The organism is Plantibacter sp. VKM Ac-2885 (genome assembly GCF_015351205.1).
Classification (GTDB): domain Bacteria; phylum Actinomycetota; class Actinomycetes; order Actinomycetales; family Microbacteriaceae; genus Plantibacter; species Plantibacter auratus.
Genome location: NZ_JADKSK010000001.1, coordinates 2,253,508 through 2,267,046, shown reverse-complemented (window position 1 = coordinate 2,267,046; position 13,539 = coordinate 2,253,508). Strand labels below are relative to the sequence as shown.

Sequence of the window (13,539 nt, the reverse complement as noted above, 5' to 3'; positions counted from 1 at the left end):
GGGTGTGCGGAACCTTCCCGTGCAACTGACGGCACGCCCGGCGTATTCCCCGAATACGCCCGTGATCCGTGAGAACGTGGGTCAATCACGTGGCACGCTGAGAGGCATTCATCATGCAGGAATTGAAGGTAGTCGGAGCGGAGCTCGGCGCTCTGATCGTTGCAGATCGGAACGAGGAGGAATACCGCCTCATCGTCGACGATTCGTTCCACGTCCACCTGCGGCGGGCGAAGCCGGCCGGTGCGCCCATCGGTGGGAACACCAAGATCTCCCCGAGGGAAGTGCAGGCACACATCCGCAGCGGGCTCTCCGCCGAGGACGTCGCAGCGGTCACCGGCGCCTCACTGGAGTACGTGCAGCGGTTCGAGGGTCCGGTGATGGCGGAGCGCGAGCACATCGTCGGCACCGCCCTGGGCGTCGCCGTCCTGCCGACGACGGACACGTCGGCCGACGACATCGAGGCCACCTTCGGGAACGTCATCCGGGCTCGACTCGAGAAGCTCGGCGCGACCGACGAACGGTGGACGAGCTGGAAGGAACCCGAGGGCGGCTGGATCGTCAAGCTGTCCTTCACGGCCGACCAGGTCGACCACGACGCCCGATGGGCGTTCGAGCCGAAGAAGCTCGCCCTCACGCCCATCGGCAGTGAGGCCACGACCCTCTCGCGTCAGGGCGACCTGCCGGCCGCATTGATCCCCCGGTTGCGTGCGGTCGACACCGACGACTCCCCCGACACCTCACGCTTCGACAGCGGCGCGTTCTCCCTGGACCGGGTGTCGACGCCGCAGCAGACCGAGACCGACCGTCCCGCCGAGACGCGTCCGATCGAGCCGTTGCCGTTCGCCGCCGACACTGGCTTCGGCCGCGCACCGTCCTCGAAGGCTGCGACGCAGGCCGCGATCAACCGTGAGGCGTCGAGCCCAGAGCAGCACAACCAGACCGCCGACCTGTTGGAGGCGCTCCGCAAGCGCCGTGGAGAGCGGGAGGCCGCCCCCAGCGAACCCGAACCTGTCGAGCGCCCCAGTGCGCCGCACGCCGTCCCGGACCAGCAGACCCCGCTGGCGGTGTTCGACACCGGTGAGTTCGAGGCCGCCCAGCAGCGACGCGCGGGCGATGCCGAGTCCTCCGATGGCGGCACGCCGTCCGGCGCGAAGGCACGCCGAGGTCGGGCGTCGATGCCGTCCTGGGACGAGATCGTGTTCGGAGCGAAGTCCGACGACGACCCGGTCTGATCGGTCCGGGCCTCAGGGCTCGTAACGACCGAGGCCGAGCAGCGGTATCCGGCGTTCGTCGTCGGTGAGCGATCCGTGCTGTCCGATCATGCCCCTCGCGCTCTGATCGGCGGGACGTGAATCGTAGTAGGCGATGCGCTTCCGGGCGGCGACGATGACGTCGCCGATCCGTGGCAGCACCTCAGGGTCGACCTCGCCATACCAGCCGTGGTCGATCGCCTGCTCGCGTGTCGCGATCCAGGCGCGGCCTCCCTCCTCGGCTCGCCAGGCCTCAGCCAGGCGCTCCCGATCCGCTGGGCCTGCATCGGTGTCGAGATAGAGGTGAAGGCATCGCGGCTCGCCGCCGATGTGGCGGACACCGGCGACCAGCTCGGGGACCTGGTCGAAGAGCACGTGCTGGTGCTGTGCAACGTCGATCACCCCGTGGTCGGCGGTGATGAGCGCGCCGGTCGACGCGGGCAAACGTGACGACCACCGCTTGAGATCGCCGTCGAGCTCCTCGAGGAGCGCCGTCCAGCGGCCCGACTCCCACCCGTACTCGTGCGCTGCCTGATCGAGCTCGGGGACGTACACGTAGCTGAGTGTGGGGCCGGCGGTCGTGGACGCGATCTCTCGGGCCGCGTCGAGGCGGTCCGCCATCGAGCGTCCGGCCCGGTAGTCCGCCCCTCGGAGCACGGCTCGGGTGAAGCCCGAATTGCGGTATCGCTCCTGACCGATCACCGTCGTGGTGACGCCCTCGGCTCTCGCTCGCTCGAACACGGTCGGGAGGCGCTGCCAGGTCTCGGGCACCATGCCGGCGTCCCAGCCGCTGAGTTGGTTCACGACCCGGTCCCCCGCCACGTCCCGTGCTCGGTAGCTGACGAGGCCGTGCCGGCCCGGCAACGAGCCGGTGGTCAGCGTCGCGATCCCGGCCGCGGTCGTCGACGGGAACGCCGACGTCGTGGTGGAGCGCGGACCGAGGCGCGGCGCGAGGAACCGAGCGTGGGCGGCTGCTCCACGGAGGTTCGCGGCGCCGAGGCCGTCGACGAGGACGACGACGGCATGGTCGGCCCGGGGCAGCGATCCACCGCCCACCGTCAGGGATGCGAGGCAATCCGGGAGGACACCGGCAAGGCTGCGTGACTCCGGATCGACCGTCGGTAGCATGGTGGTCATCGGGCTCAGTCTCGCACACCGCGCTGACGACCACGCCCCGCCATCCTCGCCGAGCACCGGCTCGACTCCCCTCAGCAGAGACACGGAATGACCCGCCAACAGCAGACCCCGCCGACGGAGACCAGTGGCGAGCGCATCGAGGACATCGATGTCTCGTCGGAGATGCAGACCTCCTTCCTGGAGTACGCCTATTCGGTCATCTACGCCCGCGCCCTCCCCGACGCGCGGGACGGCCTGAAGCCGGTGCAGCGCCGCATCCTCTATCAGATGACCGAGATGGGCCTGCGCCCCGATCGTGGCCACGTGAAGTCGGCCCGCGTCGTCGGCGAAGTGATGGGGAAGCTGCACCCGCACGGCGACACGGCGATCTACGACGCACTCGTCCGCCTCGCACAGCCCTTCACGCTCCGCGTCCCGCTCATCGACGGGCATGGGAACTTCGGCTCACTCGACGACGGGCCCGCCGCGCCGCGGTACACGGAGGCCCGGCTGGACGCCGCCGCACTCGCGCTGACGGCCGACCTCGACGAGGACGTCGTCGACTTCGTCCCGAACTACGACAACCAGTTCATGCAGCCCGAGGTCCTCCCGGCCGCGTTCCCGAACCTCCTCGTGAACGGTGCCAGCGGCATCGCGGTCGGCATGGCCACCAACATGGCGCCGCACAACCTCGTCGAGGTGATCGGTGCGGCACGGCACCTCATCGCGCATCCTCAGGCCACCCTCGAGGACCTGATGGAGTTCGTCCCGGGTCCCGACCTCCCCTCGGGCGGCACGATCGTCGGTCTGGACGGCATCAAGGACGCCTACGCCACCGGTCGCGGCTCCTTCAAGACCCGCGCGAAGGTCTCCGTCGAGCCGGTCACCGCGCGGAAGACCGGTCTGGTCATCACCGAACTGCCCTACCTGGTCGGTCCGGAGAAGATCATCGAGAAGATCAAGGACGGTGTCAGCTCCAAGAAGCTCAACGGCATCTCCGACGTCACCGACCTGACGGACCGCATCCACGGGCTCCGCCTCGTGATCGGGATCAAGACCGGCTTCTCCCCCGAGGCCGTCCTGGAGCAGCTCTACCGCTACACGCCGCTCGAGGACTCCTTCAGCATCAACAACGTCGCGCTCGTCGACGGCGGCCCGCAGACGCTCGGCCTCCGGGAACTGCTGCAGGTGTACGTCGACCACCGCATCAGCGTGGTCACCCGCCGGAGCCGGTTCCGGTTGGCGAGACGCAAGGAACGCCTCCACCTCGTGGAGGGGCTCCTCATCGCCATCCTCGACATCGACGAGGTCATCCAGGTCATCCGCGCGAGCGACGACTCCGAACAGGCCCGCGCGAGGCTCATCGAGGTCTTCGACCTCTCGCAGCTGCAGGCCGAGTACATCCTCGAACTCCGTCTCCGACGACTCACCAAGTTCTCGCGGATCGAGCTCGAGGCCGAGCGCGACAAGCTGCTGGCCGAGATCGCCGAACTCGAGCGGTTGCTCGGGAGCCAACGACTCATCCGGGCCGCGGTCTCCGCAGAGCTCGCCGCTGCGGCCGAGCAGTTCGGCACGCCGCGCCGGACCATGCTGACGAATGCCAAGCCGAGCGTCGCGACGACCGGCCGAGGGAAGAGCGCCCCGGTGCTCGAGCTCGCCGACACCCCGTGCCGCGTCTACCTCAGCGCGACCGGACGGGTGCTCCGCGTCGACCTCGAGCAGGACGCACCCGCACCACGACCCGGTCGGCGGAGCAAGCACGATGCGATCCTGAGTGTCGTCGAGACCACGAGCCGCACCGAACTCGGTGCGGTCACGAGCCTCGGTCGTGTCATCCGGTTCACCCCGCTCGACCTTCCCGCGGTGCCGGCGGCCTCCATCCAGCTCGCGGCCGGCGTCCGGATGGGCGAATACCTGTCGCTCCCGAACCGTGACGAGCGCGTGCTGGCGATCGTCTCGCTGACCTCGGAGCAGCCGATCGTGCTGGGAACCGAGACCGGCGTCGTCAAGCGGGTCATCCCCGGCGACCTGCCGAACAAGCCGGACTTCGAGGTCATCACGCTCAAGCCGCGCGACCACGTCGTCGGGGCCACCCAGGTCGGCGACGACGCGGAACTCGTCTTCGTCGCCTCCGATGCACAACTGCTCCGTTTCGCCGCGACGTCCGTCCGTCCGCAGGGGCGGGCAGCGGGTGGCATGGCCGGCATCAACCTGGCGGCCGGTGCGAAGGTCATCTCGTTCACTGCTGTCCTGCCCACCGACGACGTCGTCGTCGTGACCGTCGCGACCAATTCGCTGACGCTCGCCGGAACGGACACCGGGAGCGCGAAGGTCTCGGAGTTCTCCGAGTTCCCCGCCAAGGGTCGTGCGACCGGCGGTGTCCGGTCGCAGCGCTTCCTGAAGGGCGAGGACCAGCTGGCCGTCGCGTGGGTCGGCGCCGCTCCGGCGCACGCCGTCGGGACGGACGGGACACCGCGGACGCTCCCGGAGGTCGGCGCGAAGCGGGATGCCTCAGGGGTGCCGCTCGACGCCCCCGTCGGGTTCATCGGCGGCGCGATCACCGCACCGGCAGCACCGGTGACGGACGAGGCGGCAGCGAGCGACGAATCGTCCTGATCGGAGCTGGACACTGACGAAGGCCCGGATCGAGCGCACTGCTCGATCCGGGCCTTCGTCGTCGGTCCTGCTTCTCGGTGGACGACCGACGATCAGACGTCGATGCTCTCCCGTGACAGCCGGTCGGAGCTGTCGACGATGAACTCCTTGCGGGGGGCGACGTCGTTGCCCATGAGGAGTTCGAAGATCCGTCCGGCCGACTCCGCATCCTCCACTCGGACACGGCGCAGCGTCCGGTGACGGCGGTCCATGGTGGTCGTGGCCAGCTGGTCGGCGTCCATCTCCCCCAGGCCCTTGTAGCGCTGGATCGGTTCCTGGTGCTTCTTGCCGGTGCGCTTGAGGTCGCTGAGCACCGCGTGCAGTTCGGCTTCGGAGTAGGTGTAGATCGTCTCGTTCGGCTTGGAGCCGGGGTTGATGACGATGACGCGGTGGAGCGGCGGTACCGCGGCGAACACGCGACCCGCTTCGATCAGCGGCCGCATGTACCGGAAGAAGAGCGTGAGCAGGAGCGTCCGGATGTGGGCGCCGTCGACGTCGGCGTCGCTCATGAGGATGATCTTGCCGTAGCGGGCGGCGTCGAGATCGAACGATCGTCCGGAGCCCGCGCCGATGACCTGGATGATGGACGCGCACTCCGCGTTCGACAGCATGTCGGAGACGGAGGCCTTCTGCACGTTGAGGATCTTGCCTCGGATCGGGAGCAGCGCCTGGTAGGAGCTGTCTCGGGCGAGCTTCGCCGTGCCCAGTGCCGAGTCGCCCTCGACGATGAAGAGTTCGCTGGACTCGAGGTTGCCCGAGCGGCAGTCGACCAGCTTGGCCGGGAGCGACGAGTTCTCGAGCGCGTTCTTGCGGCGTTGCGTCTCCTTGTGGGTCCGCGCGGAGATCCGGGACTTCATCTCCGACACGATCTTCTCGAGCACGAGCGCGGTCTGCGCCTTGTCGTCGCGCTTGGTCGAGGCGAACCGCTCCTTGAGCTCCTTCGTGACGACGTTGGCGACGATGGCGCGGACGGCCGGCGTGCCGAGGATCTCCTTCGTCTGGCCCTCGAACTGCGGCTCCGCGAGGCGCACCGTCAGCACCGCTGTGAGGCCGGCGAGGACGTCGTCCTTCTCGAGCTTGTCCGTGCCGACCTTGAGTCGACGGGCGTTCTGCTCGACCTGGGCGCGGAGGAACTTCAGGAGGCCCTGATCGAATCCGAGTTGGTGCGTGCCGCCCTTCGGCGTGGCGATGATGTTGACGAAGCTGCGCATGACCGTCTCGTACCCGGTACCCCACCGCAGCGCGATGTCGACCTCTGCCTCGCGCTCCACCTCGGTGGCGACCATGGTGCCCGACGGCGACAGCACCGGGACGGTCTCGGTGAACGTGCCGCTGCCGGTGAGGCGCCAGGTGTCGGTGAGTGCGGTGTCGCCCGCGAGATAGTCGACGAACTCGGAGATGCCGCCCTCGTAGCGGAACATCGCCTCGGTCGGCTCCTCGACGGTCTCGTCGCGGATGTGGATGCCGAGCCCCTTGATGAGGAAAGCGGTCTGGCGCGCGCGGCCGAGGAGCTCCTCGGCCTGGAACTGGGCGCCCTTCGTGAAGATCTGGCGGTCGGCCCAGTAGCGGATTCGGGTGCCGGTCACGCCGCGCTTCGTCTTGCCGATGACGCGGAGCTCGCTCTGCTTCTCGAACGGCGTGAAGGGTGCGTCCGGGGTCGGCTCCCCCGTGTCGGCGAAGATCCCCGGCTCACCGCGGTGGAAGGACATGGCGTAGGTCTTGCCGCCGCGATCGACCTCGACGTCGAGTCGCTCGGACAGGGCGTTGACGACGGATGCGCCGACGCCGTGCAGCCCGCCGGACGCGGCGTACGAGCCGCCGCCGAACTTCCCGCCGGCGTGGAGCTTGGTGAAGACGACCTCGACACCGGAGAGGCCGGTCTTCGGCTCGATGTCCACCGGGATGCCACGCGCGTGGTCGCGCACCTCGACGCTCTGATCGGCGTGGAGGACGATCTCGATCTGATCGCCGTACCCGCCGAGGGCCTCGTCGACGGAGTTGTCGATGATCTCCCAGAGGCAGTGCATGAGGCCGCGCGAGTCGGTGGAACCGATGTACATGCCCGGTCGCTTGCGCACCGCCTCGAGGCCTTCGAGGACGGAGAGATGCCTGGCGGAGTAGTCGCTGCTCACGCTTCCCAGCGTAGTCGTCGCCGCCGACACGCCGAGGGAGACACTCGGCGTGCGATCGTCCGGACCCGCTCGACGGCGCGTTGTCGCGGGCCGTCGACCCATCCGGCTGCGCGGTTGATCCGAATCATCTACGCGCACAGCGAAAAGAACACGGAATGGGACCCCGTTGTGACAATCGCGTGCTTTCATGAGTACTACGAGTTTCGTAGCCGCCCGAGTCAGGAGGAGCACATGTCACAGACTGCCACCGAGAGCACGCCGAGTGACCTCGACGCCCAGCAACTGACTGCCGCCGATCGTTGCGATCTGTGCGGAGCACAGGCCTACATCCGCGTTCAGATGAACAGCGGTGAGCTGCTGTTCTGCGCGCACCACGGCAAGAAGTACCAGGAGAAGCTGACGCAGGTCGCGACCGACTGGCACGACGAGTCCGCGCGACTCTTCACCGAGCAGCGCGCCTAGTCCACCGGCATCACGACGAAGGGCCACGGATCCGAGATCCGGGGCCCTTCGTCATGTCATCGAGGAAGCGCGGAGTCGAGAACGCGCGTACTCAGGCGAGCGCCGAGACGATCTGCGCTCTGGCGTTGGCGGCGATCTCGTCGAGTGCGTGGAGTTCCGGTGATTCGTCGAGCATCGAGGTGCCCCCGGCGACCGTGATCGCCAGACGGAGCAGCCGATCGGCCTGTTCCGGGTTCTTGGCGAGGACCGGACCGTGCAGGTGGGTTCCGACGAACGGTCCGACCAGCGCACCCTCCGTGCCGTCGCCGTTGCCTCGTCCGTGCTGCACGGTGCCGATCGACTCGACGCCCGTCCCGGCTCGGAAGTCCCGCCCGTGGTTCTCGTACCCGACGAGTACCGGGGCGTCGAGCTCGAGGCCGCCGCTCGGCACGACGACGAGGTCGTCACTCGCCCGCGTGCGCCGCAACGGGGCGTCGCCCTCGATGATGGCGAGGCCCTCGACCCAGTTCCCCGGCACCAGCTCGAGCCGGCGCGTGAGGAGCTTCCACCCGTTGGCGACAGCGAGGACGGGCACGCCGGCCTCCACCCAGGCGATGAACGCGTCGCGGAACGGCCGGAGCGCCTCGAGCACCTGTGGCGCCGACGGGTCGTCGCACGACCCGAGGACGACGGCGTGGACCGTGCTCGGGAGCTCGGCGACCGATTCCACCGGGACGAGCTCGACGGCGAGGCCACGCGCGCGTGCCCGGCGAGCGAGGACCGCGCCGTTCTCGGCGTCGCCGTTCACATTGCAGCTCGCGGGCAGGAGGACGGCGATGGTGATCGTCGGCTCGGTCGTCATGCGTCGTCCTGATCGTTCGAGGCGAGGCCGAGGTGCGCGCGGGTACGGCGCATCGAGTCGGCGGTGAAGATCACGGTCTTCCGACCGTGCGCGGGCGCAGGGAGTGCGAGGAACGCGTCCAACGCCGTGCCGAGGTCCGGTTCGATCCGGTCGATCTCGACGCCGTCGTAGCCCAGCTGCAGCGCGGCCTCCCAGGCCTTGGACCCCGACACGAGCGCCACACGACCGAGCCTGGACGTGTCGACCGGCCAGAGGTACGAGGGATCGCGGACGTCGCTCCCGACGGCGACCAGGATCTGCTCCGTGTCGGCCGCGAGGCTGTCGACGTTGAGCTGGAAGCTCGCGGGGTTCTGAACGAGGACGAACTCGACCTCGACACCGCGGACGGTCGTCACCTCACCGCGGCCGAACACCGGCGTGAGCGCGCGGAACGACTCAGCCGCGGTGGTGAGCTGGAACTCGGGGCCGAGGATCGCGGCGGCGCCGGAGAGGGCTGCAGCCGCATCCACGGCGTAGTGCACGCCGCGAGCCGGCAGACGGAACCGGACGGTCTCGCCGCGGTGGGTGATGGACACCAGGTCGCCGTCGAGGGCCTCGACGACGGTTCCGGACCCGGGATCGACCCGATCGGACGAGGTCGCGCTGTACCCGAGGCCGCGTGCGCTGGCGCCGAGCACGGCCGTCGAGACGCCGTACCGCCACCGCGTCGCGTCGCTGCCTGGCGCGACGGCGTCGACGAGCGCGTCATCGCCGTTCAGGACGAGCGACGTGCTCGATCGGGCAGCGATCGCGTCGAGCATGCGCGCCACCATGGCAGCGTCGTGGAAGCGGTCGATCTGGTCGACGGACACGTTGGTCAGGATGACGTGGGCGGGCGCGAGTCGCGGCGCGATGAGCGCGCCGTGTCCTTCATCCATCTCGAGCACCCCGAGCTCGGCGTCGATCCGGCCGCGGAGGTCGGCTCGTTCGAGGAGAGCCGAGGTGAGGCCCTGGGAGATGTTCGCCGTGGACGGGTTCGTGAAGACCGACACGCCGTGGGCACGCAGGATGCCGACGAGCATCTTGGTCGTCGTCGACTTCCCGCTCGAGCCGCTCACGATCACGAGACCACGCGGGAAGGCGTTCAACGTGTCGGGGAGGAACCCGGGCGCGATGCGGTTGACCACGAGGCCGGGAACGGCCGATCCCCCGCCCGGCTTGCGCAGCCTGGCGAGGAATCGGACGGCACGACCGGCGAGGATGGCCGGGGCGTAGCGCATGCTCCTACTCGAGGTAGTCGCGGAGCGACTGGGATCGGCTCGGGTGACGCAGCTTCGCCATGGTCTTCGACTCGATCTGCCGGATGCGCTCACGGGTGACCCCGAAGGTGTCGCCGATCTGGTCGAGCGTCTTCGGCATGCCGTCGCCGAGGCCGAAGCGCATCCGGATGACGCCCGCTTCCCGCTCGGAGAGCGAGTCGAGGAGCGACTCCAGCTGCTTCTGCAGCATCGTGAAGCTGACGGCGTCGGCCGGCACGACCGCCTCGGTGTCCTCGATGAGGTCGCCGAACTCGCTGTCGCCGTCTTCGCCGAGGGGCGTGTGCAGCGAGATGGGCTCGCGGCCGTACTTCTGGACCTCGATGACCTTCTCAGGCGTCATGTCGAGTTCGCGGCTGAGCTCCTCGGGCGTGGGCTCGCGGCCCAGGTCCTGGAGCATCTGCCGCTGGACGCGGGCGAGCTTGTTGATGACCTCGACCATGTGCACCGGGATGCGGATGGTGCGCGCCTGATCGGCCATGGCGCGCGTGATGGCCTGACGGATCCACCAGGTCGCGTAGGTGGAGAACTTGAAGCCCTTGGTGTAGTCGAACTTCTCGACCGCACGGATGAGGCCCAGGTTGCCCTCCTGGATGAGGTCGAGGAACTGCATGCCGCGGCCCGTGTACCGCTTGGCGAGGCTCACGACGAGTCGGAGGTTCGCCCCGAGGAGGTGGCTCTTGGCACGGGCGCCGTCCTTCGCGACCCACTGGAGCTCACGGCCGACCCGCGAGCGCTTCTCGAGGTCGGAGAGCTGGGCGAGCTTGTCCTCGGCGAAGAGGCCCGCCTCGATGCGCATCGCGAGTTCGACCTCTTCGGCCGCGTTGAGGAGCGCGACCTTACCGATCTGCTTGAGGTAGTCCTTGACCGGGTCGGCGGTGGCGCCGGTGATCGCGGCCGAGTACACCGGGATCTCGTCGTCGTCGCTGTTGGAGAGCACGAGTGCGTCGGTGGGGAGGGTGATCTCCGGCACGGACTTGTCGTCCTCCTCCTCGACCGCCTCGGTGGCGTCGCCTGCGGGCGCGTCGACCACGGCGTCGTCGGCGACGACCTCGACGACGACGTCCTCGTCGTCCGTGCCCTCATCGGGCTCCGTGCTGGACTTCGTGCCCGCCTTGGCGCGGGTGGCCTTCTTGGGAGCAGCCTTCGCTCGGGTCGTGGTGGCCTTGGTGGTCCGAGCCTTCGCTGCGGGAGCCTCCGTGGCCTCGTCTGCTGGCGCTGCTTCGTCTGCGCGAGCCGTCTTGGTGGCCATAGCTGCACCTTCCTGTTCGGACCCGGCATGGACAGTCATCGCCGGATCGTCCGTGATTTCGGACATTACGAGGACCCATGTCAAGTCTTGGTGCAGTGCAACCCGAAAAGGGCCGCCGACATTCCGAGAGGTGAACGGGTCCGTGTTCCATTATAGCGCGCGGCGGAAGACCTCAGAGCCACAGGCCGTTTGTCAAGGGTGGGATCGGTGGACGAAGCGAACGCTCAGCGACGGCGACCGAGCCTGGCACGGACAGCGATCCACAGCGGACCGACGGCGATGCCCTCGTCCTCGGCGAAGCGTCTCCGCGTGCGGGACCGGGCGACGAGCAGCATCGCGACCCCGAATCCGACCACCAGGTACTGCACGGAGAAGGCGATCCGGAAGCTGTCCATGGAGTAGTCGGCACGGGATCCCCCGCTGACCGCGTCGATGATGAGACCGATGAGGAACATCATGACGAAGCTGGCGAGGAACCCTCCGACGTTCACGATGCCGTTCGCCCCGCCGAGCGCGCGGATGGGGTTGAAGGTGCGGGCGAAGTCGAACCCGATGAGTGAACCAGGGCCGCCGACTCCGACCACGACGAACAGGACGATCACGAGCCACATCGGTGGGACGCCCGGCCAGAGGAGGAGTGCGGCCCAGGCGACGCCCATGACCGTGACGATCCCGAGCACGAGGTTGCTCCGCCGGTAGGGGAACCGGGCGGTGAGCACCCCGAGGACGGGTCCGGCGATCATGCCCGAGACCACGATCACGATGAGCAACGATGCGGCGAGGGGCTGCGGGTAGCCGAGGGCGTAGACCATGAACGGGAAGCCCCAGAGGAGCGTGAGGACGGTACCGGAGGACTGGGTGACGAAGTGCGACCAGAACCCGAGACGCGTCCCTGGCCGACGCAGACTGATGACGACCTCGCGGACGACGTGGCCCCAGGTCTCGGGGCGTGGTGCCTCGTCGGAACCGGACGGCCGGTCGCGGACGACGATCAGCACCCCGACGAGCGCCAGGAGGACGAGTCCGGCCGCACTGAGGAACGCCGGCGACCAGCCGAAGGCGTGCAGGACGAAGGAGAACGGCACCGCCGAGAGGATCTGTCCGATCTGCCCGATGTTGCCGACCCACTGCGAGACGATCGGCACCCGACGGGTGGGGAACCAGGAGTTCACGAGCCGCAAGACGGAGGTGAACACCGCGGCGTCGCCGAGGCCGACCAGCATCCGGCCGACGATCGCGCCGCCGAGTTCGGTCGTGAGACCCAGCCAGACCTGGCCCGTCATGACGACCGTCAGCCCCGCGATGATCAGGACGCGCGGTCCGAGGCGGTCGATGAGCACCCCGACCGGGACCTGCATGGCGGCGTACACGATCAGCTGCGCGACCGCGAGGGTCGAGAGAGCGGCCGCGTCGATCTGGAACCGCTCAGTGGCGTCCACTGCTGCCACGCCGAGCGTCGACCGCTGCATGACGGTGATGAGGTAGGCGAACACCCCGACGCCGAACACCCACCAGACGCGTCGAGATCCCACCGATCCAGCTTAGGTGGTCGAGCGGTCCTCGTCGCCGTGGCGCCGGCTCGCGAGGAACTTCTCGAGCTCCGCGGCGATCTCGTCGGCCGTCGGAAGCGCCCCGTCGATGTCGGTGAGCGGTGATTTCGGCGAGTTGTCGGCCATGTAGGCGTCGTACCGCTCCTCGAGCGTCGTGACCAGCTGGCCCAGCTCGTGGTTGGTCCCGACCTGCTCGTCGATCTTGACGAGGAAGTCGCGGCTGTCCTCGCGGAGGCGGTCCGTGGGGAAGATGAGCCCGGTCGCCGCGCTGAGGCTCTCGATCGCCGTGATCGCCGCGGCCGGGAACTCCGTGTCGGCGAGGTAATGCGGAACGAGGAGCACGAAGGCCGCGATGCTGTCGCCGCGCTCGTAGAGGCGGTACTCGAGGAGGTGGAGCACGTTGGACGGCACCTGGGTGCGGGGGCGCCAGACCGAGAGCGACTCGATGAGGTCGAACCGGTTGCCGCTGACGGTGACGCCGATCGGCCTGGTGTGCGGGACCGGCATCGGGATGGCGTGCACCCACGTCGTGTCGCTGACCCGGAAGCGGTCGACGAGCTCGAGCACGGCCGCGACGAAACGGTCCCAGAGGAAGTCGGGCTCGAAACCGGTGAGCAGCAGGAACGGCGACCCGAGCTCGTCGTGGGCGAGCGACAGGGTCAGCCGGGGTGGCCGGTACTCCGTCAGGTGGTCCTGGTCGAACGAGATGATCGGCCGGCGGGCCCGGTAGTCGAGCAGGACGTCGGCGTCGAACTCGGCGATGACCGTCGTGTCGAGGACGTCGTCGAGGTAGGCGTTCAACTGCCCGACCGCGCCGCCGGCGTCGGAGAACCCGGTGAGCCCCGCGACGAGGTGGAGGCCGGCGGGGATGTCGATCTCCGGGTGCACCTCGTAGAGGTCGTCAGGCGTAGGCATGCTTCAACTCTAAACGGGGGTGTCGCAGCGCCCTTCCCCTCCGAGCGTCGGCGGTACCGCCGAGAGCGAAC

The 13,539-nt window shown here is 68.8% G+C and carries 10 protein-coding genes; 3 read left to right on the top strand and 7 right to left on the bottom strand.

Annotated features, from left to right (window positions below; genetic code table 11):
* Window positions 1–113: 113 nt before the first annotated feature.
* Complete coding sequence (gene sepH, locus ITJ66_RS10835) at window positions 114–1,232, top strand: septation protein SepH (RefSeq protein ID WP_086473329.1); 1,119 nt, start codon at window positions 114–116, stop codon at window positions 1,230–1,232.
* A gap of 12 nt (window positions 1,233–1,244) precedes the next feature.
* Here sepH and ITJ66_RS10830 read toward each other — a convergent pair whose 3' ends face one another.
* Window positions 1,245–2,387, bottom strand: a complete 1,143-nt coding sequence (locus tag ITJ66_RS10830) for an alkaline phosphatase family protein (RefSeq protein WP_228501569.1) — start codon at window positions 2,385–2,387, stop codon at window positions 1,245–1,247.
* Window positions 2,388–2,474: 87 nt separating this feature from the next.
* Between ITJ66_RS10830 and ITJ66_RS10825 the strand changes: the two genes are divergently transcribed.
* Entirely contained in the window at window positions 2,475–4,982 is a 2,508-nt protein-coding gene (locus ITJ66_RS10825; RefSeq protein WP_194644582.1) for a DNA topoisomerase (ATP-hydrolyzing) subunit A, read from the top strand.
* Between the two features lie 92 nt (window positions 4,983–5,074).
* On the opposite strand, the gene ITJ66_RS10820 is transcribed toward ITJ66_RS10825, so the two are convergent.
* Window positions 5,075–7,153, bottom strand: a complete 2,079-nt coding sequence (locus tag ITJ66_RS10820; RefSeq protein WP_229938850.1) for a type IIA DNA topoisomerase subunit B — start codon at window positions 7,151–7,153, stop codon at window positions 5,075–5,077.
* Between the two features lie 231 nt (window positions 7,154–7,384).
* Between ITJ66_RS10820 and ITJ66_RS10815 the strand changes: the two genes are divergently transcribed.
* Window positions 7,385–7,615, top strand: coding sequence for a hypothetical protein (locus ITJ66_RS10815; protein ID WP_056011197.1), 231 nt, complete (start codon window positions 7,385–7,387; stop codon window positions 7,613–7,615).
* A gap of 91 nt (window positions 7,616–7,706) precedes the next feature.
* Here the strand turns inward: ITJ66_RS10815 and ITJ66_RS10810 are convergent, their stop codons facing one another.
* The 5 genes from ITJ66_RS10810 to ITJ66_RS10790 all read right to left on the bottom strand — a co-directional run bounded on the left by ITJ66_RS10810 (window position 7,707) and on the right by ITJ66_RS10790 (window position 13,468).
* Window positions 7,707–8,456, bottom strand: a complete 750-nt coding sequence (locus tag ITJ66_RS10810; protein ID WP_194644580.1) for a hypothetical protein — start codon at window positions 8,454–8,456, stop codon at window positions 7,707–7,709.
* The gene (locus tag ITJ66_RS10805; protein ID WP_194644579.1) at window positions 8,453–9,715 is read right to left on the bottom strand and encodes a MurT ligase domain-containing protein; all 1,263 of its coding nucleotides are present in this window, start codon (window positions 9,713–9,715) and stop codon (window positions 8,453–8,455) included. Before ITJ66_RS10805 ends, ITJ66_RS10810 begins: the two co-directional genes overlap by 4 nt.
* A 4-nt stretch (window positions 9,716–9,719) precedes the next feature.
* Window positions 9,720–11,042, bottom strand: coding sequence for an RNA polymerase sigma factor (locus ITJ66_RS10800; RefSeq protein ID WP_079706303.1), 1,323 nt, complete (start codon window positions 11,040–11,042; stop codon window positions 9,720–9,722).
* A 185-nt stretch (window positions 11,043–11,227) separates the two neighbouring features.
* Window positions 11,228–12,535 carry an MFS transporter gene (locus ITJ66_RS10795; protein WP_194644578.1) on the bottom strand — a complete coding sequence of 436 codons (1,308 nt, stop codon included), beginning with the start codon at window positions 12,533–12,535 and terminating at the stop codon, window positions 11,228–11,230.
* Between the two features lie 9 nt (window positions 12,536–12,544).
* On the bottom strand, window positions 12,545–13,468 hold the full coding sequence (locus ITJ66_RS10790) for a proteasome assembly chaperone family protein (RefSeq protein ID WP_079705876.1): 924 nt from the start codon (window positions 13,466–13,468) through the stop codon (window positions 12,545–12,547).
* Window positions 13,469–13,539 lie beyond the last annotated feature (71 nt).

What these genes read in the sequence shown, in the direction of transcription:
- sepH (WP_086473329.1), top strand. Translation starts at nt 114, where the DNA reads ATGCAGGAATTGAAGGTAGTCGGAGCGGAGCTCGGCGCTCTGATCGTT.
- ITJ66_RS10830 (WP_228501569.1), bottom strand. Translation starts at nt 2,387, where the DNA reads ATGACCACCATGCTACCGACGGTCGATCCGGAGTCACGCAGCCTTGCC.
- ITJ66_RS10825 (WP_194644582.1), top strand. Translation starts at nt 2,475, where the DNA reads ATGACCCGCCAACAGCAGACCCCGCCGACGGAGACCAGTGGCGAGCGC.
- ITJ66_RS10815 (WP_056011197.1), top strand. Translation starts at nt 7,385, where the DNA reads ATGTCACAGACTGCCACCGAGAGCACGCCGAGTGACCTCGACGCCCAG.
- ITJ66_RS10810 (WP_194644580.1), bottom strand. Translation starts at nt 8,456, where the DNA reads ATGACGACCGAGCCGACGATCACCATCGCCGTCCTCCTGCCCGCGAGC.
- ITJ66_RS10805 (WP_194644579.1), bottom strand. Translation starts at nt 9,715, where the DNA reads ATGCGCTACGCCCCGGCCATCCTCGCCGGTCGTGCCGTCCGATTCCTC.
- ITJ66_RS10800 (WP_079706303.1), bottom strand. Translation starts at nt 11,042, where the DNA reads ATGACTGTCCATGCCGGGTCCGAACAGGAAGGTGCAGCTATGGCCACC.
- ITJ66_RS10790 (WP_079705876.1), bottom strand. Translation starts at nt 13,468, where the DNA reads ATGCCTACGCCTGACGACCTCTACGAGGTGCACCCGGAGATCGACATC.